Source organism: Citrobacter sp. Cpo030, assembly GCF_030333005.1.
Taxonomy (GTDB): domain Bacteria; phylum Pseudomonadota; class Gammaproteobacteria; order Enterobacterales; family Enterobacteriaceae; genus Citrobacter; species Citrobacter portucalensis.
On record NZ_JAOWGT010000049.1, the window covers coordinates 167866 to 194237 of the forward strand.

At 53.0% G+C, this 26372-nt stretch carries 24 protein-coding genes and 1 pseudogene; 18 read left to right on the forward strand and 7 right to left on the reverse strand.

What is annotated here, in order from left to right:
• Positions 1-24: 24 nt before the first annotated feature.
• From OGY37_RS07635 to OGY37_RS07650, 4 genes are read left to right on the forward strand one after another with little or no spacing between them, the layout of a single operon-like run.
• Positions 25-1047 (forward strand): ABC transporter permease, encoded by a 1023-nt coding sequence (locus OGY37_RS07635; RefSeq protein ID WP_123267195.1) that lies wholly within the window; start codon positions 25-27, stop codon positions 1045-1047.
• A complete protein-coding gene (gene ddpC / locus OGY37_RS07640; RefSeq protein WP_286620489.1) occupies positions 1044-1940 on the forward strand; it encodes a D,D-dipeptide ABC transporter permease in 897 nt (298 codons plus the stop codon). The genes OGY37_RS07635 and ddpC overlap by 4 nt, the downstream gene beginning before the upstream one ends.
• Positions 1937-2923: an ABC transporter ATP-binding protein gene (locus tag OGY37_RS07645; protein ID WP_079937897.1), complete on the forward strand. Its 987-nt coding sequence runs from the start codon at positions 1937-1939 to the stop codon at positions 2921-2923. Before ddpC ends, OGY37_RS07645 begins: the two co-directional genes overlap by 4 nt.
• Positions 2916-3851, forward strand: a complete 936-nt coding sequence (locus OGY37_RS07650; RefSeq protein WP_079937898.1) for an ABC transporter ATP-binding protein — start codon at positions 2916-2918, stop codon at positions 3849-3851. Before OGY37_RS07645 ends, OGY37_RS07650 begins: the two co-directional genes overlap by 8 nt.
• Positions 3852-3870: 19 nt before the next feature.
• Here the strand turns inward: OGY37_RS07650 and OGY37_RS07655 are convergent, their stop codons facing one another.
• Positions 3871-4761 (reverse strand): LysR family transcriptional regulator, encoded by an 891-nt coding sequence (locus tag OGY37_RS07655; protein ID WP_286620492.1) that lies wholly within the window; start codon positions 4759-4761, stop codon positions 3871-3873.
• 142 nt (positions 4762-4903) lie between these two features.
• Here OGY37_RS07655 and OGY37_RS07660 point away from each other — a divergent pair, with 142 nt between their 5' ends.
• Genes OGY37_RS07660 through OGY37_RS07685 form a run of 6 tightly spaced genes read left to right on the forward strand, consistent with a single transcriptional unit; the run spans position 4904 to position 10613 of the window.
• Complete coding sequence (locus tag OGY37_RS07660) at positions 4904-5611, forward strand: CoA transferase subunit A (RefSeq protein WP_003020020.1); 708 nt, start codon at positions 4904-4906, stop codon at positions 5609-5611.
• A 2-nt stretch (positions 5612-5613) separates the two neighbouring features.
• A complete protein-coding gene (locus OGY37_RS07665) occupies positions 5614-6270 on the forward strand; it encodes a CoA transferase subunit B (RefSeq protein ID WP_193134010.1) in 657 nt (218 codons plus the stop codon).
• A gap of 10 nt (positions 6271-6280) precedes the next feature.
• Entirely contained in the window at positions 6281-7486 is a 1206-nt protein-coding gene (locus tag OGY37_RS07670; RefSeq protein WP_149280948.1) for an acetyl-CoA C-acetyltransferase, read from the forward strand.
• The gene (locus OGY37_RS07675) at positions 7476-8399 is read left to right on the forward strand and encodes a 3-hydroxyacyl-CoA dehydrogenase family protein (protein WP_286620495.1); all 924 of its coding nucleotides are present in this window, start codon (positions 7476-7478) and stop codon (positions 8397-8399) included. The genes OGY37_RS07670 and OGY37_RS07675 overlap by 11 nt, the downstream gene beginning before the upstream one ends.
• Positions 8400-8436: 37 nt before the next feature.
• Positions 8437-9831: a GntP family permease gene (locus OGY37_RS07680; protein WP_196776256.1), complete on the forward strand. Its 1395-nt coding sequence runs from the start codon at positions 8437-8439 to the stop codon at positions 9829-9831.
• A gap of 11 nt (positions 9832-9842) precedes the next feature.
• The gene (locus tag OGY37_RS07685) at positions 9843-10613 is read left to right on the forward strand and encodes a 3-hydroxybutyrate dehydrogenase (RefSeq protein WP_286620497.1); all 771 of its coding nucleotides are present in this window, start codon (positions 9843-9845) and stop codon (positions 10611-10613) included.
• Positions 10614-10697: 84 nt separating this feature from the next.
• Here the strand turns inward: OGY37_RS07685 and osmC are convergent, their stop codons facing one another.
• Positions 10698-11129, reverse strand: a complete 432-nt coding sequence (gene osmC / locus OGY37_RS07690) for a peroxiredoxin OsmC (RefSeq protein WP_149384250.1) — start codon at positions 11127-11129, stop codon at positions 10698-10700.
• Positions 11130-11356: 227 nt separating this feature from the next.
• Here osmC and sra point away from each other — a divergent pair, with 227 nt between their 5' ends.
• The 5 genes from sra to OGY37_RS07715 all read left to right on the forward strand — a co-directional run bounded on the left by sra (position 11357) and on the right by OGY37_RS07715 (position 16182).
• Positions 11357-11497 carry a stationary-phase-induced ribosome-associated protein gene (gene sra / locus OGY37_RS07695; RefSeq protein WP_003833009.1) on the forward strand — a complete coding sequence of 47 codons (141 nt, stop codon included), beginning with the start codon at positions 11357-11359 and terminating at the stop codon, positions 11495-11497.
• Positions 11498-11676: 179 nt separating this feature from the next.
• The gene (maeA, locus tag OGY37_RS07700; RefSeq protein WP_003833011.1) at positions 11677-13374 is read left to right on the forward strand and encodes a malate dehydrogenase; all 1698 of its coding nucleotides are present in this window, start codon (positions 11677-11679) and stop codon (positions 13372-13374) included.
• Positions 13375-13683: 309 nt separating this feature from the next.
• Positions 13684-15399, forward strand: a complete 1716-nt coding sequence (locus OGY37_RS07705; protein WP_286620499.1) for an ABC-F family ATP-binding cassette domain-containing protein — start codon at positions 13684-13686, stop codon at positions 15397-15399.
• A gap of 220 nt (positions 15400-15619) precedes the next feature.
• Positions 15620-15898, forward strand: coding sequence for a type II toxin-antitoxin system RelE/ParE family toxin (locus OGY37_RS07710; RefSeq protein WP_003833016.1), 279 nt, complete (start codon positions 15620-15622; stop codon positions 15896-15898).
• Positions 15898-16182 (forward strand): HigA family addiction module antitoxin, encoded by a 285-nt coding sequence (locus OGY37_RS07715; RefSeq protein WP_003833018.1) that lies wholly within the window; start codon positions 15898-15900, stop codon positions 16180-16182. Before OGY37_RS07710 ends, OGY37_RS07715 begins: the two co-directional genes overlap by 1 nt.
• 41 nt (positions 16183-16223) lie before the next feature.
• On the opposite strand, the pseudogene OGY37_RS07720 reads toward OGY37_RS07715, so the two are convergent.
• The 4 genes and pseudogenes from OGY37_RS07720 to fdnG all read right to left on the reverse strand — a co-directional run.
• Positions 16224-16824 (reverse strand): annotated as a pseudogene (locus OGY37_RS07720) (inorganic diphosphatase); the annotation flags it as partial.
• 129 nt (positions 16825-16953) lie between these two features.
• Positions 16954-17610, reverse strand: a complete 657-nt coding sequence (gene fdnI, locus OGY37_RS07725) for a formate dehydrogenase-N subunit gamma (RefSeq protein WP_003020054.1) — start codon at positions 17608-17610, stop codon at positions 16954-16956.
• Positions 17603-18487, reverse strand: a complete 885-nt coding sequence (fdnH, locus tag OGY37_RS07730; protein WP_003833024.1) for a formate dehydrogenase N subunit beta — start codon at positions 18485-18487, stop codon at positions 17603-17605. The genes fdnI and fdnH overlap by 8 nt, the downstream gene beginning before the upstream one ends.
• 13 nt (positions 18488-18500) lie before the next feature.
• Positions 18501-21548, reverse strand: coding sequence for a formate dehydrogenase-N subunit alpha (gene fdnG, locus OGY37_RS07735; RefSeq protein ID WP_193134012.1), 3048 nt, complete (start codon positions 21546-21548; stop codon positions 18501-18503).
• Positions 21549-21836: 288 nt separating this feature from the next.
• Between fdnG and yddG the strand changes: the two genes are divergently transcribed.
• From yddG to OGY37_RS07750, 3 genes are all read left to right on the forward strand, one after another.
• Positions 21837-22718, forward strand: a complete 882-nt coding sequence (yddG, locus tag OGY37_RS07740) for an aromatic amino acid efflux DMT transporter YddG (protein ID WP_063941986.1) — start codon at positions 21837-21839, stop codon at positions 22716-22718.
• Positions 22719-23177: 459 nt separating this feature from the next.
• Positions 23178-24266 (forward strand): porin OmpD, encoded by a 1089-nt coding sequence (ompD, locus tag OGY37_RS07745; protein ID WP_149335318.1) that lies wholly within the window; start codon positions 23178-23180, stop codon positions 24264-24266.
• A gap of 83 nt (positions 24267-24349) precedes the next feature.
• On the forward strand, positions 24350-24790 hold the full coding sequence (locus OGY37_RS07750) for a GFA family protein (RefSeq protein WP_003833032.1): 441 nt from the start codon (positions 24350-24352) through the stop codon (positions 24788-24790).
• A gap of 3 nt (positions 24791-24793) precedes the next feature.
• On the opposite strand, the gene OGY37_RS07755 is transcribed toward OGY37_RS07750, so the two are convergent.
• A complete protein-coding gene (locus tag OGY37_RS07755; protein ID WP_003833034.1) occupies positions 24794-26278 on the reverse strand; it encodes an MFS transporter in 1485 nt (494 codons plus the stop codon).
• Between the last annotated feature and the right edge of the window lie 94 nt (positions 26279-26372).

Below are 26372 nucleotides of genomic sequence, written 5' to 3' on the forward strand. Positions count from 1 at the left end.
CTCTGGCTCCGCAAGGGGAAGCTAATGACGTTCTGGAGTATTTTACGCCAGCGATGCTGGGGACTTATTCTGGTGGTTATCGGTGTTTGCGTAATCACCTTTATTATTTCACACCTGATACCTGGCGACCCCGCGCGTCTGCTGGCAGGCGACCGCGCCAGCGATGAAATTGTCGAAAATATTCGCCAACAGCTGGGGCTGAATCAGCCGCTATATATCCAGTTTTTTCGCTATGTCAGCGACATTTTTCACGGCGATTTAGGCACCTCTATTCGCACCGGGCGTCCGGTACTGGATGAGCTGCGCATCTTCTTTCCCGCGACCCTTGAATTGGCTTTCTGCTCTTTGTTGCTGGCACTGGTGATAGGTATCCCGCTGGGTATTTTATCTGCGGTCTGGCGTAACCGCTGGCTTGATCACCTGGTTCGGCTAATGGCAATTACCGGTATCTCCACGCCTGCATTTTGGCTGGGGCTGGGGGTTATCGTGCTGTTTTACGGCCATCTGCAAATTTTACCCGGCGGTGGACGTTTAGACGACTGGCTGGATCCACCTGCTCACGTCACTGGCTTTTACCTGATTGATGCACTGCTGGAAGGCAACGGCGAAGTCTTTTTCAATGCGCTTCAGCACCTGATTTTGCCGTCGCTGACGCTGGCTTTTGTACATCTGGGGATCGTTGCCCGTCAGATTCGTTCCGCCATGCTGGAGCAACTGAGTGAAGATTACATTCGTACCGCCCGCGCCAGCGGGTTGCCGGGCTGGTACATCGTGCTGTGCTATGCATTGCCTAACGCACTCATTCCATCAATCACCGTCCTCGGCCTGGCGCTGGGCGACCTGCTCTACGGTGCGGTATTGACCGAAACGGTCTTTGCCTGGCCAGGCATGGGCGCCTGGGTGGTGACCTCAATTCAGGCGCTCGACTTCCCGGCGGTAATGGGATTTGCGGTGGTGGTCTCGTTCGCCTATGTGCTGGTCAACCTGGTGGTGGATTTACTCTATCTGTGGGTAGACCCTCGAATTGGACGTGGAGGTGCTGAATGATGCTCACACAAGAAACACCGACCGCCCCTCAGACAGCACGCCGCCGCACGGACTGGGCCAAACTGTTCTGGATGATGAAAAGTAGCCCACTGACGCTGGTTGGTGGGGTCATCATCGTATTGATACTGTTGCTGATGGTGCTGTCGCCGTGGATAACGCCACACGATCCGAATGCCATCAATTTGAGTGCGCGCCTGCTGCCCCCGTCAGCCGCTCACTGGTTTGGTACCGATGAGGTTGGCCGCGATCTGTTCAGCCGCGTTCTGGTAGGAAGTCAGCAATCTGTCGTTGCGGGTCTGGTGGTGGTGGGTATCGCCGGGGGAATAGGATCGCTGTTGGGCTGCTTGTCGGGTGTCATGGGCGGGCGTGCCGACGCGATAATTATGCGGATGATGGACATTATGCTGTCCATTCCCTCGCTGGTGCTGACAATGGCGTTAGCCGCCGCGCTGGGCCCCAGCCTGTTTAACGCCATGCTGGCGATTGCCATCGTCCGTATCCCTTTCTATGTCCGCCTCGCCCGCGGTCAGACGTTAGTGGTGCGCCAGTTTACTTATGTACAGGCTGCCCGGACCTACGGCGCTTCACGCTGGCATCTGATTAGCTGGCACATTTTACGCAATTCTCTGCCGCCGCTCATTGTGCAGGCATCACTGGATATCGGCAGTGCGATCCTGATGGCCGCCACGCTCGGGTTTATCGGTCTGGGCGCGCAGCAGCCCAGCGCTGAATGGGGTGCGATGGTCGCAATTGGCCGCAATTACGTGCTTGATCAGTGGTGGTATTGTGCTTTTCCCGGCGCCGCCATTCTGATTACCGCCGTGGGCTTTAATCTCTTTGGCGATGGTATTCGCGATCTGCTTGATCCGAAAGCCGGAGGAAAACAGTCATGACACAACCCGTACTGGAAATCGAAGATTTGCATCTGAGTTTCCCCGGCTATAAAGCTGACGTGCATGCGCTGAACCATGTATCACTGCACATCAACCGCGGAGAAATTGTTGGTGTGGTGGGTGAATCTGGTTCCGGTAAGTCCGTGACCGCCATGCTCACCATGCGTCTGCTACCGGAGGGAAGCTATCGTATTCACCAGGGACGCGTTTCGCTGCTGGGTGAAGATGTGCTCAACGCCAGTGAGAAACAAATGCGCCAATGGCGCGGCGCACGCGTTGCGATGATCTTTCAGGAGCCCATGACGGCACTGAATCCGACCCGCCGTATCGGCCAGCAAATGGTGGAGGTGATCCGCCATCATCAGGCGTTAAGCCGAACGGATGCCCGCCAGAAAGCCGTTGCTCTACTCGAAGAGATGCAAATCCCGGACGCGCCGGAGGTCATGAAACGATTTCCGTTTGAGCTTTCCGGCGGTATGCGCCAACGCGTGATGATTGCGCTGGCCTTTTCGTGCGAGCCGGAGCTTATCATTGCCGATGAACCGACCACTGCTCTGGACGTCACGGTGCAACTGCAGGTGCTGCGTTTGCTGAAGTTAAAAGCGCGCGCCAGCGGAACAGCGGTGTTATTTATCAGCCATGATATGGCGGTGGTTTCACAGTTATGCGACCGGTTGTATGTCATGTATGCCGGGAGCGTGATTGAGAGTGGCCCGACGCAAACCGTTATTCAACGTCCGACGCACCCCTATTCCATTGGCTTGCTGAAATGTGCACCGGAACACGGCGAACCGCGCGCATTGCTGCCCGCCATTCCCGGTACCGTGCCGAACCTAACCTGCTTACCTGCCGGATGCGCGTTTCGCGAGCGCTGCTTTGCCGCCGGTCCTCGTTGTGAAGAAACGCCTGCGTTAAGTAATCAGGGAGGCGCGGATCAACAATCTGCCTGCTGGTATCCGCAACTGGAGACAACACATGTCTGATTTTTTACTGGCGCTGCAGGATGTTCATGTCAACTTTCCTGCGCGTAAAAACTGGCTTGGCAAGATTACGGAACGAGTGCATGCGCTCAACGGTCTGGATTTACAGATTCGCCAGGGTGAAACGCTGGGGATTGTTGGCGAATCCGGCTGTGGAAAAAGTACGCTGGCGCAACTGCTGATGGGCATGTTGAAACCCAGTCAGGGAAGCTATTCTCGCCGTGGTGAAAAACAGCATAACGGGATGCAAATGGTCTTTCAGGACCCTCTTTCATCGCTGGATCCTCGATTACCAGTGTGGCGGATAATTACCGAGCCGGTGTGGATCCAAAAACGGAGCCCGGAGCGTGAACGACGCATGCTTGCCGAGGATTTGGCACGACAGGTGGGCATTCGTCCTGAATATCTCGACCGCTTACCGCACGCGTTTTCCGGCGGGCAGCGCCAGCGAATTGCTATTGCCCGGGCGTTATCGTCAGAACCTGATGTTATCGTCCTCGATGAGCCCACTTCAGCGCTGGATATCTCCGTACAGGCGCAAATTCTCAACCTGCTGGTGTCGCTACAGGCACGCAGAAATCTGACCTACGTATTGATATCGCACAACGTGTCGGTGGTCCGCCATATGAGCGACCGTGTGGCGGTGATGTACCTCGGGCAAATTGTTGAGCTGGGCGATGCCCAACAGGTTCTCACTCACCCCGCCCATCCGTACACACGATTATTGCTGGACTCGGTCCCTAAAACGGGCGCACCGCTGGCGGAAGATTTGGTGTTACGTAAGACTGAGCTACCGGGAAACCGAACGTTGCCCCAGGGCTGCTTTTTCCGTGACAGATGTCCATTGGCAACCCACGGTTGTGAGAAAAAACAGGCATTGCTGAAGAGTGATACCGGCTGTGACGTTCGCTGCTGGCGGGCGGTTACATGACCAGAGCCGTTGAGAAAAGTCAGGTGCGATACGCCTTTTTCAGTGAATCCACCAGCACCTCGGAAGCGGTAGATAATTTATGATGCGCCGAACGCAAAACCCCGATCCGACGCTGGATCACCGGCGTATCCAGATCGATACAGGTTGCGCCTAACTCTGTCATTTGCGTGCGGCATAGTGCAGGTACGGCGCTACCGCCCAGACCGTTAGCCACCAGGCGGCCAACGGTCACCAGCTGATGGCTCTCCAGCGCTACTTCCAGAGTATGTCCGCTTTGCACCAGTTGTTCTTCCAGCATCAGCCGCACGGCGGACGGGCGTTGCAGGGTGATAAAATCCAGCGTCAGCAGTTCGCGCCACGCAATACGATCCCTGTCTGCCAGTCGACAGGTTGGCGGCACAATCGCGATAAAACGATCCACGCCGAGCGGCGTGAAATGCAGATGTCCCGAATAGTCCGGCTCGAAGGCTATGCCCAGCTCGACACGCCCTTCACTGACCATTTCAATCACGTGTTCATTGATCACATCATGAACCGTAACGTTGATACCGGAATAAGAATCACGAAATGTTTTCAGTACCGATGGCAGGACGTTAGTGGCAAATGAGGGCATGGCGGCGATCGAGATTTTACCGCGCTGCAGCGTAAAGCGCTGGCGCATGGCTTCTTCCGTATTCTCCCAGTCCGCCAGCAGCTGTCGCCCCATATTCAGCAGTGTTTCTCCCTCCTGTGTCAGGGTCACTTTGCGGGTAGTTCTTAACAGTAACGCCCCGCCCAGAGAATCTTCCAGTCCTTTAATCGCCAGGCTTAACGCGGGTTGCGACATATTCAGTCTTTCGCTGGCATGAGCAAAATTCAGAGTGTGAGCTACCGCTAAAAACGCGCGTAACTGTTTGATGCTCATTCCCATTTCGCATTCCTTTAACCTGTTGAATACCTTTAATTAACATTAAATTGATAAAAAAACCCAATGAGTGAGTCACAAATTTAAAATTAACAAATCATTTTTCACCCCCAATGATGTCGGCAAGGACAACTGGGGAGGCAAGTATATGGCTGGACTGGATAAACGTGTTGCCACTTATCAAGAGGCGCTGGAAGGACTGACCGACAACATGACGCTGCTGGCAGGCGGTTTTGGTTTATGTGGGATCCCTGAAAACCTGATTACCGAAGTACGCCGTCGAGAGGTACAGGGACTTACCGTTGTATCAAACAACTGTGGCGTGGATGGCTTCGGCCTTGGCGTACTGCTGGAAACGCGTCAGGTGCGCAAAGTGGTCGCGTCCTATGTAGGGGAAAACGCCCTGTTTGAGAAACAGGTGCTAAGCGGCGAACTGGAAGCCATCCTGACGCCACAGGGTACGCTGGCAGAGCAGTTGCGCGCGGGCGGCGCGGGGATCCCGGCATTCTTTACCGCGACCGGATATGGAACCCCCGTGGCGGAAGGGAAAGAGGTTCGCGAGTTTGCCGGACGCCCTTACATCCTTGAGCAGGCGATAACCGGTGATTTTGCATTAGTTAAAGGCTGGAAAGCCGACTGGTACGGCAACGTCATCTATCGCCACACCGCACAGAACTTTAATCCGCTGATGGCCGCCGCCGGGCGCATTACCGTCGTGGAAGTCGAAGAGATTGTCCCTCCCGGAGAACTGGATCCTGCTGCGATTCACACTCCTGGAATTTTCGTTAACCGCATTATTCAGGGGCAGTTTGAAAAACGTATTGAACAACGCACCCTGCGCCAGAAAGGAGCCTGACCATGTTAACGCGTGAACAAATGGCGATGCGCGTCGCCCGCGAGCTGCGCGACGGATATTACGTCAACCTTGGGATCGGCATTCCCACGCTGGTGGCGAACTACATCCCTGATGGCATGGACGTGATGCTGCAATCAGAGAACGGTTTGCTGGGGATGGGCCCGTTTCCCACAGAAGACGAAATTGATGCCGACATGATCAACGCCGGGAAACAGACCGTGACAGCGCGCAAAGGCGCGGCGATTTTCGACTCTGCGCAATCCTTCGCCATGATCCGCGGCGGCCACGTTGATCTGACGGTGCTCGGTGCGTTTGAAGTCGATGTTAACGGCAATATCGCCTCATGGATGATCCCCGGAAAAATGGTGAAAGGCATGGGCGGCGCGATGGATCTGGTTGCCGGAGCCGACAACATCATCGTGGTAATGACCCATGCTTCCAAAAGCGGTGAGTCGAAACTGCTTCCCGCCTGCACCCTGCCGCTGACCGGCGTGGCCTGCATCAAACGCGTGCTTACCGACCTGGCTCTGCTGGAAATTGCCAACGGTGCATTCATTCTGCGTGAACGTGCACCGGGCATCAGCGTGGATGAGATTGTCGCCAGAACCGCCGGTAAGCTCATCGTTCCCGAAAATGTCCCAGAAATGCAATTTAGCTGAGGAGCTGACCATGCAGGATGTTGTCATTGTCGCGGCAACGCGCACCCCGATTGGCAGTTTTCATGGCGCGCTGGCACCACTTTCCGCGGTTGAGCTTGGTTCAGTGGTGATCCGTTCGCTGCTGGAAAAAACGGCTGTGGAACCCGAGCAAATTGATGAGGTGATTTTAGGTCAGGTTCTGACTGCGGGCTGCGGTCAGAATCCGGCCAGACAAACGGCGTTACGCGCAGGTCTGCCAGTCACCACGCCCGCGCTAACCATTAATCTGGTGTGTGGTTCGGGTCTGAAGGCGGTGCATCAGGCGGTACAGGCGATTCGCTGTGGCGATGCGCAAATCGTGATTGCCGGAGGCCAGGAGAGCATGAGTAATGCGCCCTATTTTCTCGACGGGGCGCGGGCCGGTCTGCGGTTGGGTCATGCCAGCATGAAAGACAGCGTGGTGCATGACGGTCTGTGGGATGCGTTCAACGACTATCACATGGGAATTACTGCCGAAAATCTGGCGGATAAGTTTGTTATCAGCCGTGAGCAGCAGGATGCTTTTGCCCTGCGCTCCCAGCAAAAAGCCGCCGCCGCCATTGAAGCGGGTCGTTTTAGCGCGGAAATCACGCCGGTTAGCGTCCCGCAGGGCAAAAAACCGCCACGTGTGGTGGATCGTGACGAACAGCCTCGCCCGGATACTCAGGCCGACAAGCTGGCGCAACTTAAACCAGCATTTCGTCCAGGTAACGGTACGGTGACCGCCGGAAATGCCTCATCCATCAATGATGGTGCCGCCGCGGTGATGTTGATGAGCGCCGCCAAAGCCGCAGAACTCAATTTGCCGGTGCTTGCCCGGGTGGCAGGCTACGCGGTTTCTGGCGTCGATCCCGCCATTATGGGGATTGGGCCGGTAGAAGCATCACTCCAGTGCCTGAAACGTGCTGGCTGGACGCTGAATGACGTGGATCTTATCGAAGCCAACGAAGCATTTGCCGCACAAGCGCTGGCGGTTGGCGAATCCCTGAACTGGGACAGCAACCGGGTGAACGTGAACGGCGGCGCAATTGCGCTAGGGCACCCGATTGGCGCATCAGGTTGCCGGATTCTGGTAACGCTGCTGCACGAAATGGCTCGCAGCAACGCCACAAAAGGGCTGGCTACGCTGTGCGTGGGCGGAGGTCAAGGTGTGGCGCTGGCAGTAGAGCGTTCACAGGAGGTATCTCATGCAAAGTAAACCTATCTGCGTCCTGGGGGCGGGTTTAATGGGCGTCGGCATTGCTACCCACTTCGCCCGTTATGGTCACGATGTCTGGTTATACGATACCGATAGCAGCCGAATTGCAGAAATAAGCGGAGTTGCCGGCGGTATCCTGGATGAGCTGATAGCCACCGACCAATTTGCCATTGGTGAAAAAACGACGGTCATGTCTCGCCTGCACGGCACCACCTCGCTACAGGATATTGCCGCATGCCGGTTACTGATTGAAGCGATCCCCGAGCGTCTTGAACTCAAGCACGCACTGTATGCGCAACTGGAAGAGCTGATCGCACCTGAAGCCGTTATTGCCAGTAACACCAGCGGCCTGCCGCCGGATGCACTGGCAGAAAAACTCGCCCATCCCGAGCGGTTACTGATCGCCCATTTCTGGCATCCGCCACATTTTATTCCGCTGGTCGAAATTGTGCCTGGTACCGCAACGAAGCCGGAATATCTCTATGAATTACAGCAACAACTGATCGCGATGCAACTTGAGGCCGTGGTGCTCGACCGCGCCGCCCCAGGGTTTGTCGGCAATCGACTGCAGTTTGCCCTGCTGCGTGAAGCGCTACATATCGTTAAAAGCGGCATCGCCAGCGCAGAAGTGGTTGATCAGGTGATGCGCGCTTCGCTCGGACGTCGCTATGCAATGGTCGGTCCGCTGGAGGCGGCAGATATGACCGGACTCTCTACGGTGCAGGACATTTGTCGGCATCTGCTTCCGGAACTGGCAACCGGCAGCGACATGATGTCGCTGGTCGCTGACAAGGTTGCCAACGGTGATACCGGTTTACGCAGCGGTCAGGGATTTTATCGCTGGGATGATTCGCGCAAGGAGTACATCCAGCAACGCAGAGAGCATCAGCTGCGTTTTGCCCTGAAACCATAACGTCTCTTTCTGTACCCCAATATAATAATAAGGAGTCATGATGAGTGTATTAATCGCCCTGGCAGCGCTGGGCCTGCTGATGCTGGCAGCCTATCGCGGATACAGCGTCATTCTGTTTGCCCCCATCGCGGCATTAGGTGCTGTATTGCTTACCGAACCCAGCGCCGTCGGCCCTGCCTTCACCGGCCTGTTTATGGAAAAAATGGTCGGTTTTGTGAAGCTGTACTTCCCGGTGTTCCTGCTGGGGGCAGTGTTTGGCAAGTTAATCGAGTTATCTGGATTTTCACGTTCCATTGTTGCCGCCGCTATCAACATCCTCGGTCGTCGTCATGCCATCCCGGTGATTGTGCTGGTATGTGCGCTGTTGACCTACGGCGGCGTATCGCTGTTTGTGGTGGCCTTTGCGGTGTATCCGTTCGCGGCTGAACTGTTCCGTCAGAGCAATATCCCGAAGCGCCTGATCCCGGCAACCGTTGCGCTGGGTGCCTTCTCCTTCACCATGGATGCCCTGCCAGGCACACCACAGATCCAGAACATTATTCCGACCAGTTTCTTCGGTACCAACGCCTGGGCCGCGCCGTGGCTGGGTTTGATAGGTTCCGTATTTATCATCGTTGTTGGTCTGGTTTATCTCGAACGTCAGCGTCGTAAAGCACAGGCTAAGAATGAGGGTTATGGCACTGAACTGTTAAACGAGCCGGAAACGCCGGATAACATTAATCTGCCGAACCCGATCATCGCGATCTCTCCACTGATCCTGGTTGGGGTATTTAACCTGCTGTTTACCCGCTGGATCCCACAATGGTATGGCGCCACGCATCAACTTGAACTTCCGGGCCTTGCCAAGCCGATTACCACCGAAGTCGGTAAAATCACCGCTATCTGGGCAGTGGAAGCGGCGCTGATTTCTGGGATCCTGCTGGTGGTGCTCTTCGGCTACCGCAACATTAAAGGTCGCCTGGCGGAAGGCAGCAGAACGGCGGTTGGCGGTGCGATCCTTGCGGCGATGAATACCGCGTCAGAGTACGGTTTTGGCGCAGTGATTGCCGCCCTGCCTGGTTTCCTCGTGCTGTCAAAAGCGCTGGCGGCTATTCCTGACCCGCTGCTCAATGAGGCTATCAGCATCACCACGCTTGCCGGGATCACCGGCTCGGCGTCTGGCGGGATGAGTATTGCCCTTGCCGCCATGTCTGATACCTTCATTGCAGCCGCTCACGCTGCCAATATCCCACTTGAAGTCTTCCACCGCGTGGCGTCTATGGCCAGCGGCGGTATGGACACCCTGCCGCATAACGGCGCGGTCATTACCTTATTGGCTATCACCGGTCTCAGCCATCGTCAGGCGTATGGCGGAATTTTCGCTATTACCGTCATTAAAAGTCTGGCCGTACTGTTTGTCATCGGCGTCTTCTACACCACCGGAATTGTTTAAGGAGAATCATCATGAACTTAACGGGAAAAATCGCCCTGGTTACCGGCTCGACCGGCGGTATCGGATTAGGTATCGCACAGGTGCTGGCGCAAGCGGGCGCTACCCTGATCCTTAACGGGTTTGGTGATGTGGATGCAGCCAAAGACGCTGTTGCGCAGTATGGCAAAACGCCAGGCTATCATGGCGCGGATCTGAGCGATGAAGCGCAAATTGCCGATATGATGCGCTATGCCGAGAGCGAATTTGGCGGTGTGGATATTCTGGTCAACAACGCGGGGATCCAGCATGTATCCCCGGTGGAAACCTTCCCGGTTGATAAATGGAACGCGATTATCGCTATTAACCTCTCTTCCGTTTTTCACACCACGCGTCTGGCGCTTCCCGGCATGCGCGCGCGTAACTGGGGTCGCATCATTAATATCGCTTCTGTTCACGGCCTCGTGGCTTCAAAAGAGAAATCTGCCTACGTAGCGGCGAAGCACGGTGTGGTGGGATTCACCAAGACCATCGCGCTGGAAACCGCGCAGACGGGTGTCACCTGCAATGCGCTGTGTCCCGGCTGGGTGCTCACGCCGCTGGTCCAGCAGCAGATTGATAAGCGTATTGCCGAAGGCGCAGAGCCTGAGGTCGCACGTGACGCCCTGCTGGCGGAAAAGCAGCCGTCGCGCGAATTCGTCACGCCGGAACAGTTAGGTGAGCTGGCACTATTTCTGTGTTCAGACGGTGCGGCGCAGGTGCGCGGCGTGGCGTGGAATATGGATGGCGGTTGGGTAGCGCAATAACATCATCAGGTGCCGGATAAGACTGACTTACATCCGGCACAGTCGTAGGCCGGATAAGACACAGTCGCATCCGGCACGCCACGATTAAGACTTCAGCTGATAATCCAGCGTTATTTCCGCTTTCAGAACCTGAGATACCGGGCATCCGGCTTTTGCTTTCTGGATGATGCCATCAAACGTGGCGGCATCAATCCCCGGCACGCTCACCTGGCTATGCAACGCGACTTTAGTGATCGCAAACCCGGCATCTACTTTATCCAGAGAAACATCGGCAGTGGTATCAATGGCATCTGGGGTAAACCCCGCTTCGCCCAGCATCAGCGAAAGCGCCATCGAGAAACAGGCTGCATGGGCCGCGCCAATCAATTCTTCAGGATTGGTGCCTTTCTCACCTTCAAACCGTGTATTAAACCCATACGGTTGCTGATTCAACACGCCACTTTCGGTCGACACAGTGCCTTTGCCGCGCTTAATGTCGCCTTCCCAGTGTGCCTGACCTTTCTTATGGATAGTCATTACCGCTCTCCTGTGTTGTCGTCGGAGTTACTAGTATAGGACGCCCGGGAAAAAGCATGTTACATACGGGATAGTTCTCATTTGCCGCTTAAGCATTGACCTTTCAGATAAAATGACCGACCATCCAGAAAGCCGTTATGTTGAACATCGGCTTTATATCAGGTTGTATTTCGTCCGTTCTCATACGGGCTCGCCCTTGAAACCAGTAACAGGATTAAGGAGTTAGAATGAAATCGAACCGTCAGGCCCGTCATATTCTCGGACTGGACCACAAAATCTCAAATCAACGTAAAATCGTGACCGAAGGTGACAAAACCAACGTGGTCAATAATCCTACTGGAAGAAAGCGCCGCACTGACGGCAAGTAGCCTTTCGAACGTCTGACTGAGTAACGAGATAAACACCATTGCAACCGCAGTGGTGTTTTTGCTTATAAAACCCCTTAACCCATTCACAATGCTTTATACTTCGCCCGTTTCCCTGGCGGACAGGCCACATACGATCATAAAGAGCGCCAGGGACGGTTATTCAAAAAAGAGTGAGTGACATGGAAAACGAAACCAAAAAACTGCGTTCCCTTTACATCCCCTACGCTGGCCCGGTACTGCTGGAATTCCCTTTACTGAATAAAGGGAGCGCCTTCAGTGTGGAAGAACGCCGTAACTTCAACCTGCTGGGGTTACTGCCGGAAGTGGTCGAGACGATTGAGGAACAGGCTGAACGCGCCTGGATCCAATATCAGGGATTCAAAACCGAAATCGACAAACATATTTACCTGCGCAACATCCAGGACACCAACGAAACCCTGTTTTACCGACTGGTGCATAATCACCTGGATGAGATGATGCCAGTTATCTATACCCCAACGGTCGGCGCGGCCTGTGAGCGTTTCTCTGAGATTTATCGTCGTGCGCGCGGCGTGTTTATCTCTTATCAGAACCGCCACAATATGGACGATATCCTGCAAAACGTCCCTAACCACAACATCAAGGTCATCGTTGTCACCGATGGCGAACGTATTTTAGGTCTTGGCGATCAGGGGATCGGCGGGATGGGCATTCCAATCGGTAAACTGTCGCTGTATACCGCATGTGGCGGAATTAGCCCGGCCTATACTCTTCCGGTGGTACTGGACGTGGGGACCAACAACCAGCAACTGCTGAACGATCCGCTGTATATGGGCTGGCGCAATCCGCGTATCACTGATGATGAATACTACGAATTCGTTGATGAATTCATCCAGGCCGTGAAGCATCGCTGGCCGGACGTGCTGTTGCAGTTTGAAGATTTCGCCCAGAAAAACGCCATGCCTCTCCTGACCCGTTATCGCGATGAAATCTGCTCGTTTAACGACGATATTCAGGGTACCGCGGCGGTTACCGTCGGTACGCTGATTGCGGCTAGCCGCGCGGCCGGTAGCCAGTTGAGCGAACAGAACATCGTCTTCCTCGGTGCGGGTTCCGCCGGTTGCGGGATTGCCGAGCAGATCATTGCGCAGATCCAGCGTGAAGGTTTAAGCGAAGAAGCGGCGCGTCAACGCGTATTCATGGTCGATCGCTTCGGCCTGTTAACAGACAAAATGCCGAACCTGCTCTCCTTCCAGACCAAACTGGTGCAAAAACGCGAAAATCTCCAGCACTGGGATACACAAGAAGATGTGCTGTCGTTGCTCGACGTGGTCCGCAACGTTAAACCTGACATCCTGATCGGCGTTTCCGGACAAACCGGCCTGTTTACCGAAGAGATCATCCGCGAAATGCACAAGCATTGTCCGCGTCCGATCGTCATGCCGTTGTCTAACCCCACTTCCCGTGTTGAAGCTACGCCACAGGATATTATCGCCTGGACCGAAGGTAACGCGCTGGTTGCGACCGGTAGTCCGTTCGCACCGGTACTGTGGAAAGATAAAATTTACCCAATCGCCCAGTGTAACAACGCCTATATCTTCCCGGGTATTGGTCTGGGTGTGATTGCGTCTGGCGCGTCGCGCATCACTGATGAAATGCTGATGTCGGCGAGTGAAACGCTGGCACAGTATTCACCGTTGGTGCTCAACGGCGAAGGCCTGGTGCTACCGGAACTGAAAGATATTCAGACCGTTTCTCGCGCCATTGCCTTTGCCGTCGGTAAAATGGCGCAGCAGCAAGGTGTGGCGGTGAAAACTTCCGCCGAAGCGCTGCAACAGGCGATTGACGATAATTTCTGGCAAGCAGAATATCGCGACTACCGTCGTACCTCTATCTGACGCTTTGCCCGGCGGCAAACTGCTGCCGGGCGTTCAACACTTGCGCTTTTGCGCAACTTACGATTACACTTTCACCACCGATTAACATTCTGAAAAACAAAAGGAGGATACTTATGCTGTACTGTGAACGTTTTATCGTTTCACATGCTTTTGGCGATCGCCAGTGCTCAAGCGTTATCGGTATCGTGCTGCGATAACTTCTGCTTGAGCGAAGCTAACTTCTAAATCCCCTTCTCTCGGGCTTACCGGGTTATCGTCAGCGATGTTTGACGAGGCGTTTTTACGCCTGTAACTCTTGAGTAAGCAACAATGAGCACATTACTAACCGCACAATCCTTACACGTTGATACGGCATTCGGCACGCTATTCGACGATCTTTCCTTTACCCTGAAAAAAGGCGACCGCATCGGGCTTATCGGTTACAACGGCTGCGGCAAAAGCACGCTGTTAAAACTGCTCGATGGCACGATCTCGCCCACCAGTGGGGCAATCGCGCAGGCGAATCACTGCCATCTCGCGCGTGTAGAACAACATCTACCTGACGATATACTGCCTCTTACGCTGCAGGAAGCCGTTCTCGCTCAATTTCCCGAGCATGAACGCGCAGCTCAGCAGTGGCGAGTTGAAGCACTGCTTGCCGAAATGGGTTTTACGCCAGAGAATTTATCTCTTACAGCGCAAACGTTGAGCGGTGGCCAGCACACGCGCTTGCTATTAGCGCGGGCACTGATGCGTAATCCTGACCTGCTGCTGCTGGATGAGCCGGGTAACCACCTGGATTTGCCTACATTACTGTGGCTTGAGCAGTTCTTACAGAACTGGTCTGGCAGTTTTGTGGTGGTCTCCCACGACCCGCAACTGCTGGATGCGGTGACTCACGGAACCTGGATCTTGCGCGATCGCACCCTCCATGCGTTTGATCTACCCTGTAGTGCAGCGCGTAAGGCTCTGGCAGAAAGAGATGTCAGCGATGCTCTGCGCCACAAGGCTGAGCAAAAAGAAATAGACCGGGTGACTGCCAGCGCCAAACGGCTGGCAACCTGGGGGCGGGTCTACGACAACGAAGATCTCTCCCGCAAGGCCAAGCAGATGGAAAAACAGGCACAGCGCCTGAAAGAGGTACAAACAAAAGTGACGTCAGGAAGTCAGTGGACACTAACATTGCAGGGTGATGCCCTGCGTGCAGATCGTTTGCTGGAGATGACCAATCTGTCTGTAGCCCCTGCTCCTGGTGCAGATACACTGTTTTCCATTGCCGGTATCCGGTTAAAAAGCGGCGATCGCGTGGCGATTGTCGGGCGTAACGGTTGCGGGAAATCATCGCTGTTAAGGCTTATCTGGCAACAGTTCCAGGCACAGATAGCATCAACTTCACTGGTGTTACACCCGCGCGTTACGCTGGGTTATTACGACCAGACGCTGCATCAGCTTGCCGATAACGATTCATTGTTTGACGCGCTGGAAGCATTTGCCCCACAGCCAGAGATTCGCAAGATGGCGCTGATTAGCGCGGGATTTCCGTGGGTTCGTCATGCGCAGCGGGTCAGTACATTAAGCGGCGGTGAGCGCTCCCGGCTACTGTTTGTGGGGCTGACGCTTGCACGCTACAGTCTGCTGATGCTCGATGAACCGACCAACCATCTGGATATGGAAGGCAAAGAGGCGCTGGCAGAAACGCTACAAAGCTATAACGGCGGCGTGTTGCTGGTCAGTCACGACCGGCAGCTTATCAGCCAAAGCTGTAATCGGTTCTGGTTAATCGACAATGGCGAACTCAGTGAATGGCACGATCTGGAGGCGGTCAATGCGCGTATTCGGGAAACGTCTGCGGAGATAACCGTTCCCAAAACGGCGGTCGTAGAGAAAACTGAAATAAGCGGTGACAGCGATAGATTACTGGAACAACTTCTCGATCTTGAGCAGCGTCTGGCCGACGATCTCGCCCGCAAGCCGAAACATCAAAAACCGTTGTTACAGGCGCAATGGCGCAAGGAGATTGAACGTCTGAACGCACAACTGGAGTAATCTTTATTGCCGGATGGCGCAAGCTTATCAGGCCTACATCAGCAAAATGCGCGTGTAGGCCAGCCATCCGGCAATTCTTGCGTGACGCTTTCCAGTTATTCCCCTTCTCCCTTTTTCTTTTTGCACATTCGCCGCACAATTATAAATATCGCAATCTTGGTGTTGCGTTTAACGGAACATTGATGGTAGTGTTCCTCTTGAAGGAACAAGGATGATACGGATGATCATGAACTTCAGGCACAAGGGATTGCGCGATTTGTTTCTTCATGGACGAACATCGGGCGTTATGGCGAAACATGTCCGACGATTACGACACAGACTTGCCGTTATTGATGCGGCAAGCAAGGTTACAGATATCAATATGCCTGGTTATAAGCTACATCCTCTGGTGGGTGAACGCGACGGCATATGGGCAATTTCTGTTTCAGGTAACTGGCGTATTACGTTTGAATTCGTCAATGGCGACGCGTACATACTGGATTACGAGGACTATCATTGATGAAGATGGCAAATCATCCCCGTCCTGGGGATATCATTCAGGAAGCACTGGAAGAACTCAATGTCAGCCTGCGCGAGTTTGCCAGAGCTATGGAGATTGCACCGTCAACGGCAAGTCGACTATTAACCGGGAAAGCGGCTCTGACGCCTGAGATGGCGATTAAACTCTCCGTAGTGATTGGCAGTTCACCCGAAATGTGGTTAAACCTGCAAAATACCTGGAGTCTGGCAGAGGCCCAAAAAAGCGTGGATATTTCACGTCTGCGTAAGCTGGCGGTACAGTGATATAAATGCCGGATAAACTTTTGTCATCCGGCATACCATTTATTGCTGCGGTTTTTTCTCTTTCCAGGCATCCCAGGCCTGTTTGATCTCTTGTTTTGCCGTAGCGGCGTCATTGAAACCGTTTAATTCGACCTTCTTGCGCCCTTCCGGCAGATCTTTGTACACGCGGAAGAAAGATTCCAGACGTTGAACTTCAATCTTGGGCAGATCGCTTAACTCTTTGATGTCGTCATAAGTGGGGTCAATTTTACTGGCCGGAACAGCGACAATTTTGTCGTCCTTTTCACCGCCGTCGATCATCTTCAGTACGCCAATAGCGCGCAGCTTAATCAACGTTCCCGGAGCAAGCGGCGCACGGGTATAAAAAATGACATCCAGCGGGTCGCCGTCACCGGCTAAAGACTGGGTGAGTGAACCGTAGTTGGCGGGATAGGCAACCGGCATTGACTGGAAGCGATCGGCAACGATAAAACCGGTTTTGGCGTCGGTTTCATATTTAATCATTCCGCCTGCCGGGATTTCGGTTACGGCATAAAACTCTTCCGGGTTGTTCTCCGGCTGAGGAAATTCGAGGATGTTCTGCGCCTGAGCTGAAGCACAAAGAAACACGCTGACTGCGAGTAATTTTTTCACCAGATGCATTGTCTTGTAACTCTTCTATTATCGGAAAGACAACACCTTACGTTCAGCAGATGACAGAAACATGACGTTTTTTTGGCAAAAAAATGGCGCTACCAATGTAGCGCCATTGCGTAGAGGGAACATCAGGGATTAGTTAACCCCCTCCTCGCTCTCTTTTTTCGCTTCTTGTCTTTCAACTTCGCGATACCAACGCGGGTGATGTTTCTTCGCCCAGCGACGGCTCACTTTCCCTTCAACCATGCCTTTAATCGATCCTTTCACCCAGAATGCCATATACATATGGATGAGGATGGCGTGCATCAGGATAATCCCCGCAGCCGCATGGATCAGCAGGCTATAGCGCACGACCTGCATCGGGAAGAACTGCGCAAAGTACGGACGCCAGATAATGATACCGGTAATCAGCAGCACGAAAATCATGCTCATAATCGACCAGAACATCATTTTCTGCCCGGCGTTGTATTTGCCCACATCCGCCACTTTGTGTTCATTGCCTTTCAGTACTTCCACAATGTTTTTCAGCCACGGAATATCTTTCTTATCCGGGATGTTGTGGTGCACAAAGCGTACAAACATGAACATCAGCGCCACGAAGATCAGTATGCCGAAGAACGGATGCAAAATGCGTCCCATCTGCGGCGTACCGAAGGTTTGCGTCAGCCATTGCAGAGTCGGGAAGAAAAATGAAATCCCCGACAGCGCTACCAGGAAAAAGCAGATCACCACCGTCCAGTGACAGGCGCGGTCGATAAATTTCGTGCGCACAATCATTTTCGACTTACTCATGATGATCCTCCTCGTCGTCGTCCACTTCCTTATTCGGACCAATACCAATGTAGTGGTAAATCAGTCCGGCGAAGGTGGCGATAAATCCGGCAGCGGCCAGCGGCTTCAGCGCCCCTTTCCACAGATTGATAGAGGTATCTATCTGCGGGTCTTTTGGCAGACCGTGATACAGTTCAGGCTGGTTGGCATGATGCAGAACGTACATGACGTGCGTGCCGCCCACACCTTCCGGGTTGTAAAGACCGGCATGTTCAAAACCGCGTGCTTTCAGTTTTGCCACACGCTGTTCGCCCATTTCCAGCATTTCCTGCTTGGTGCCGAAATGTATTGCCCCGGTCGGACACGTTTTCACGCAGGCAGGTTCCTGCCCGACGCTGACTCGGTCCACACACAGCGTACATTTATACACGCGGTTATCCTCTTTATTGAGGCGCGGAATATTAAATGGACACCCGGCAATACAGTAGCCGCAGCCGATGCAGTGCTCTGACTGGAAATCGACAATCCCGTTGGCGTACTGGATGATGGCCCCGGCAGACGGGCACGCCTTCAGGCAGCCCGGATCTTCACAGTGCATACAGCCGTCTTTACGAATCAACCACTCCAGCTTGCCGTTCTGTTCGGTTTCGGTAAACCGCATCACCGTCCAGGACTTGGCGCTGAGATCGGCGGGGTTGTCATACACCCCGACGCAGTGGCCAACTTCATCGCGGATATCGTTCCACTCTGAGCATGCCACCTGACAGGCCTTACAACCTATACAGGTGGAAACGTCGATCAGCTTCGCGACTTCTGCTTTGTAATCACGGGCCTGAGGCGGCGGCGTGATGGAGTTTGTTGCGGACCGTTTGATGATGTCCTGCGTTTCCATAGACATATGTTCGCCTCCCTTACGCCTTCTCGATGTTAACTAAAAACGCTTTGTATTCCGGCGTTTGCGAGTTTGCATCACCGACATTCGGCGTCAGGGTGTTGGCGATAAAGCCTTTACGCGCGACTCCTTCAAAGCCCCAGTGGATTGGGATCCCAACCGTTTCAACCTGCTGACCGTTGACGTTCAGGGTACGCAGACGACGAGTGACCACGGCAACTGCGCGAATAAATCCACGCTTGCTGCTAACTTTCACGTGATCGCCGTTGTTGATCCCTTTCGCTGCCGCCAGCGTTTCGCTGATTTCCACAAACTGCTCTGGCTGGGCAATCGCATTCAGTAATGCGTGCTTGGTCCAGGTATGGAAATGTTCGGTCAGACGATAGGTCGTCCCGACGTACGGGAAGTCCTGTTTCGTGCCCATACGGAGTTTATCCGCTTCGTACAGACGAGCTGCCGGGTTGGAGATCACATTCGGGTGCAGCGGGTTAGTACCCAGCGGCGTTTCCATCGGCTCGTAGTGTTCCGGGAACGGACCTTCCGCCATCTTATCGATAGCAAACAGACGCCCCAGCCCTTCCGGCTGCATGATAAACGGATTGGTGCCACTGCCCGGTGCCGCGGTGTTGAAGTCCGGGATATCGTTCCCCGTCCACTTCGTACCGTTCCACTGGATAAGCATGCGTTTTGGATCCCACGGTTTACCCTGTGGATCCGCCGAAGCACGGTTATACAGCACGCGACGGTTCAGCGGCCATGCCCAGGCCCAGCCCAGCGTATTACCGAGACCTGACGGGTCGGCGTTATCGCGATTGGCCATCTGGTTGCCCTGTTCGGTCCAGCTACCGGTATAAATCCAGCAGGACGATGAGGTAGAACCATCATCACGCAGCAACGCAAAGCTGTTGAGCAACTGACCTTTTTTCGCAACCAGCACGCCGTTGGCATCATAGAGATCTTCCAGCGCATAGCCGTTGTTCTCTTTTGCCACTTCCTCGGAATGCGGTTCGTCCGGCTGCTTATAGTTCCAGCTCATTTTCAGAACGGGCTCTACAGCTTTACCGCCTTCAGTGCGATACATGTCGCGCAGACGATGGTAAATACCGGCCAGAATTTCGCCGTCGTTGCGGGCTTCACCCGGTGCGTCCTGACCTTTCCAGTGCCACTGTAGCCAGCGGCCGGAGTTGGCAATGGAGCCGTCCTCTTCCGCAAAGCAGGTAGAAGGCAAACGGAAAACTTCAGTCTGAATCGATGCCGGATCAACGTCGTTTGACTCGCCGTGGTTTTGCCAGAACGTTGAGGTTTCGGTCACCAGCGGATCGATAATCACCAGATACTTCAGTTTGCTGAGACTCTGCACCACTTTGTTTTTGTCCGGGAAGGACGCAACCGGGTTAAAGCCCTGACAGATGTAGCCGGTGACTTTCCCGCTATCCATCATGTTGAAGTATTTGATGACGTCGTAGGACTGATCCCACTTCGGCAGCCACTCAAAGCCCCAGTCGTTCTCTTTCTGCGCCGCATTGCCGTAGAAAGATTTCATTAGACTGACGAAGAACTTCGGATAGTTACCCCAGTAGTTAACCTGGTCGGCCAACGTCGCTTTTGGCGTATTAGCAGCCAGATAGGTTTGCAGATCCGCCTGTTTCTCTGACGGCAGCGTCAGGTAACCTGGCAGACTGGTAGAGAGCAGACCTAAGTCGGTTAATCCCTGAATGTTGGAGTGACCACGTAAGGCGTTAACCCCGCCACCTGCCATCCCCATGTTGCCGAGCAGCAACTGGATCATCGCCATGGTACGGATGTTCTGCGCCCCTACGGTATGCTGTGTCCAGCCCAGCGCATACAGGAACGTAGTGGTGCGATCGGCTGCGCTGGTGGAAGCCAGCACTTCGCAGACTTTCAGGAAGTCTTCTTTCGGCGTACCACAAATGTTTTCCACCACATCCGGCGTGTAGCGGGAAACGTGCTGTTTTAACAGGTTCCAGACACAGCGAGGATGGCTTAACGTTTCATCGCGTTTCGCGTAGCCGTTTTCATCGAACTGGTAGTTCCAGGACGATTTATCGTATTGGCGTTTTTTCGCGTCATACCCGCTGAACAGACCGTCTTCAAAAGCATAGTCATCCCGCACCAGCAGGCTGGCGTTGGTGTAATGCTTAACGTATTCAGCGTTAATTTTGTTATTTTCAATCAGGTACAGCAAGACGCCGGACAGGAACGTAATGTCCGTGCCGGAACGAATTGGCGCATAGATATCCGCCACCGAAGCTGTACGTGTAAAACGAGGGTCAACAACAATCAGCGTGGCATCATTGTTGTTTTTGGCTTCCATCGCCCAGCGGAATCCCACCGGATGTGCTTCAGCGGCATTACCGCCCATCACCATCACGACGTTAGCATTTTTGATATCAACCCAGTGGTTGGTCATCGCACCGCGACCAAATGTTGGAGCAAGACTTGCTACCGTTGGTCCGTGTCAGACGCGCGCCTGGTTGTCTACTGCCAGCATGCCGAGTGAGCGCACAAATTTTTGCGTCAGCATGCCGGTTTCATTACTTGCCGCAGATGCACACAACATCCCGGTTGAAAGCCAGCGGTTTACCGTTACGCCCTGCTCATTCTTCTCAATAAAGTTGGCGTCACGGTCAGTTTTCATCAGCTTCGCGATACGGGTGAATGCTTCATCCCAGCTGATACGCTGCCATTTGTCGGAACCAGGAGCGCGATATTCCGGGTAACGCAGACGGTTTTCACTGTGCACGTAATCCAGTAATCCTGCGCCCTTAGGACATAATGCCCCGCGGCTCACCGGATGATCCGGATCCCCTTCAATATGGTAAATCGACTCTTTGGCGTTTTTTGCTCCATCTCCCAGGCTATACATTAATAGCCCGCAACCTACGGAACAGTATGTGCAGGTGTTTCGGATCTCTTTGGCGCGTAACAGCTTATAGTTTCGCGCCTGAGCCAGTGCCATTTTGGGTGCAAAACCCAAAGCGGCTACTGTTGTTCCCGCCATACCGCCCGCGCAGATTTTAAAAAATTGTCTGCGGCTGACGTCCATTGCTTTCCTCTTTTTTGCAGGGATTCGTACAGGACATCTCTCAAATCGCGCCAGCGCGGCATAATTGAAAGATGACATGTACAACTTCGCGACGAAACTATCAGCTATATCCATATTTTTTTTGCGTCAAATCAATAACGAAACGGTTCCGCTACTAAATAGTGCACTTTGTTTAACCTTTGTACCCATAAGGGAGTATGTGAAAAGCAATTAATTAGCGCGCTACGGTGTAAAGGTGCTATAAATTTCAGCTTAAATTTTTGCCAGTACCATGGACAGACAATCAGAATGACAAAACAAAAAGCAACGTTAATTGGGCTCATTGCCATTGTGCTCTGGAGTACGATGGTCGGACTCATGCGTGGGGTAAGTGAAGGACTGGGTCCTGCGGGCGGCGCAGCAATGATTTTTTCGTTAAGTGGCCTGTTGCTGATTTTTACCGTCGGCTTTCCGAATATAAGAAAGATTCCTGTGCGTTATTTAATCGCGGGTAGCGTGCTTTTTGTTACCTATGAAATATGTTTAGCGCTGGCTCTCGGTTATGCGGCTACTCGTCACCAGGCTATTGAAGTCGGTATGGTCAATTATCTCTGGCCGAGTTTAACGATATTGTTTGCTATTTTATTTAATGGTCAAAAAACAACCTGGCTGGTGATCCCTGGATTAATTATCGCATTGACCGGGGTTTGTTGGGTATTGGGTGGTGAAAACGGTCTTAATCCTGGTGAAATTATAAACAACGTTGCCAGCAGTCCGCTGAGCTATTTCCTCGCCTTTTTGGGCGCATTTATCTGGGCAACGTATTGCACGGTGACCAATAAATATGCAAAAGGCTTTAACGGCATTACGGTATTCGTTTTACTGACGGCCGCAAGTTTGTGGGTTTACTATTTTATGACTCCGCAACCAGAAATGATTTTCAGCACTTCGGTGACTATTAAAATGTTCTCAGCGGCATTAACGTTAGGATTTGCCTATGCGGCGTGGAATATTGGCATTTTGCATGGCAACGTGACCATCATGGCCGTAGGTTCCTATTTTACTCCAGTGCTCTCCTCCGCCCTGGCAGCTGTGTTACTCAGCGCCCCGTTGTCGCTATCTTTCTGGCAGGGGGCATTGATGGTTTGTGCGGGTTCGCTACTTTGCTGGTTGGCAACACGCCGCGCCTGAAAAAAATCCGGGTTTTATCGCGCAAATCTAAAACCCGGCTACACTGTAATCAAATTAATGAATAATAAATGTTCATTCCACTTGTGGCTTATGTTTATTTTTGTTTAATTAAATGTTAATAATTGGTGATTAATTAACTCCAGAAAATATTTCATGCTTATCTATAATCCTCGATATGTATATATTACACCTGCGTGACTAACGTCATTTAAACCATAGGCGGCACAATAGTCCCCTACGTAAATATACCCATTCAGATTTGTCACATATAAAGATTAATACAATCAGCTATATTATGTAGATCTGGATCACACAAACTCAAATATTTCGCAATATTATGAAACTTATTATTGAACTTATACCACTGCGTCATTTAAAAATAGTTTGCCATTGACGAACCCCTTCGTTTAGCAATGGTTTAGGAAACACACCAAGAAAAAATTATAAGGATTATTTAGAATGAAACTTAAATTAGTTGCAGTGGCAGTGACTAGCCTGTTGGCGGCAGGTGCGGTAAACGCAGCTGAGGTATATAACAAAGACGCAAACAAACTGGATATCTACGGTAAAGTTCACGCTCAGCATTACTTCTCTGACGACACCAGCAGCGATGGCGACAAAACCTACGCACGTCTGGGCTTCAAAGGCGAAACTCAGATCAACGACCAACTGGTTGGTTTTGGTCAGTGGGAATATGAATTCAAAGGCAACCGTTCCGAAAGCCAGGGTTCCGAAGCAGACAAAACCCGTCTGGCATTCGCTGGCCTGAAATTCGCTGAATACGGTTCTTTCGACTACGGTCGTAACTACGGCGTAGCTTACGACATCGGCGCATGGACCGACGTCCTGCCTGAGTTCGGTGGTGATACCTGGACCCAGACCGACGTATTCATGACCCAGCGTGCTACCGGCGTTGCAACCTATCGTAACACCGACTTCTTCGGTCTGGTTGAAGGTCTGAACTTTGCCGCTCAGTACCAGGGCAAAAACGAAGACAAACGTGACCCTAACGAAGCCAATGGCGACGGTTTCGGTCTGTCTACCACCTATGAGTATGAAGGCTTTGGCGTAGGTGCAACCTATGCGAAATCTGACCGTACTCATTCTCAGGTAAATCGCGTAGATGCTGAAAATCTGAACGCTAAAGGTAAAAACGCTGAAGTATGGGCTGCTGGTTTGAAATATGATGCGAACAACATCTACCTGGCAACCACCTACTCTGAAACCCGCAACATGACTGTGTTTGGTGATGCTGATTATATCGCTAACAAAACTCAGAACTTTGAAGCTGTTGCTCAGTACCAGTTCGACTTCGGTCTTCGTCCATCCATCGCTTACCTGAAATCCAAAGGTAAAGACCTTAACACCACTTATGGCGACCAGGATCTGGTTGAGTACATCGATTTAGGTGCTACCTACTACTTCAACAAAAACATGTCTACCTTCGTTGATTACAAAATCAACCTGCTGGATGACAATGCCTTCACTAAAGCTGCCGGTGTAAGCACTGACAACATCGTAGCTGTTGGTCTGAACTACCAGTTCTAATTTTGTTGTAGTCTGAATACAAAGCCAGTCCTTCCAGGGCTGGCTTTTTCTCTTAATGTAGACTCGGTCATAAGGAGTATGCCGTGCAGACATTCACTGGTCGTTGTCTTTGCGGACAGAGTCATTTTACCGTTGACGTCGAAATGCTGGATGTCTATGCCTGCCACTGTACGCTGTGTCAGAAATGGTCAGGCGGCATCGCCATGTATCTGGAAGCCAGCGCTCACCCGCTGATGTCGCCAGAATCGGCAGAACCTTCGCACTTCCCTTCTTCAAATCGTGGTGAACGGTTCTTCTGTTCCGGCTGCGGATGCCCACTGTGGTTTACGTTGACGGACAGCGATCGCTACTTTATTCCGTGGACACTTCTGGAACTTAATGAGGTAGATCGCCGCCGCCTGATATTAGCGGCAGAAATCTATACGGAAACACAGCCTGCGTTCTGGAGATTGACGGGGCAATACGCTCGACTGAGTGGGAAAGAAGTCGAAGAGATGGATTACCCCTGTCATTTAGCTCACTAGTTATTAACGTTGTACCTTTGCCAGACTGAACCACATTCCTATCGCTAATACGATAAGCATGCTGCCGGCGCTGCTTAATGCCACGCTATGTGACCAGGTGAACGCTTCTCTGGCAGCCGTCAGCAATGCTTCACTCAGTGACGGCGGGAGCGAGTGCGCCAGTTGTACCGCCTCCCCCATTGACGATGAGGCACGTTCCATTTCCTGCGCATTAAGTCCGGCTGGCGGCAGAATCGATGCAGAAAAGCTACGGCTCAACAGCAAACCAAAGATAGCGATCCCAAGTCCTGCCCCCAGTTCATAAGCCATTGTCTCAATGGCGCCCGCGGCCGCGGCTTTTTCCGCCGGCGCTGCTGCCATGATAGCCGCTGTTGAAGCCAGGAGCGCACTGGCGGCGCTGAAACCGAGCAAAGCCATCAAAATCCAGGCTTGTACCTGTTGGCTACTGAAATCCGTCATCGCCAGGCCGTAAAAACTAACGGCGCTCAGCGCCATGCCCGCCGTTGCCACACAACGTAATCCCAGGCGTGAAACCAGCATACCGGCAATCGGTCCGCTGAAACCACTGGCCAGCATCACCGGCAGCATGAACAACCCTGCCTGATACGGTGTTAAACCGTGAACAAACTGTAGTTCCTGTGCCATCAGCAACTCGAAACCCACCAGCGTTATCATCGCGGTCATCGCCATCACTACGCCACTTAAGATAATGCGATGCGTGAACAGACGCATATCAATCATCGGGCGGGCTGCCGCAAGCTGGATACGGACAAACTGCCACAACAGTAAAGCGCCGGTTAACAGCGTCAGGGCGATGGCAACGGTCGCCGTATGCCCTTTTAGCGCGGTTTTGGCGCTGTAAACCAACAGCAGAATGGCAACAATCAGCATGATCGCATGACCAAAATTTAACGATTGATCGCGACGTCCGGCCTGGCGTGGCACTAAGCGTGCGGTTAAGGCCATTACCACCAGGACAATTGGCACATTAATTAAGAATACGGACCCCCAGTAGAAGTGCTCCAGCAGCATCCCGCCAACCAGTGGGCCAAACGCCGCACCGCCGGAACCGACCGCTGCCCAGACGCCGAGCGCCATATTTCGATGCCGTTGCTCAGAGAACGTGGCGCGAATACCCGCCAGCGTTGCCGGAACAATCATCGCCGCGCCAATCGCCAATACCGCCCGGGTGGCAATCAGCCAGCTTGCGCTATGAGCAAAAGCGGCCGCCAGCGATGCGAGACCAAATAATCCACCGCCTAACAGCAGCAGACGTTTAAAGCCGATGCGATCCCCCAGCGCGCCCATTGGCAATACCATACCGGCCATTACCAGGGAATAAATATCAATGATCCACAGCAGCTCGTTACCACTGGCACCCAGCGTCATACTCAGCGTGGGCGCGGCAACGTGCAGCACCGTTGCATCAATCGCAACAGGGATGTAGACCAGCACAATAATGACTAACGTTAACCACTGACGAAACATAAAACTCCCTAACGAAACCAAAACTGGACACATGTCCAGCTTTAGCGATCCTACGGAAAATTGAACATATGTCCAACTTTTTGTTAGACTGCGA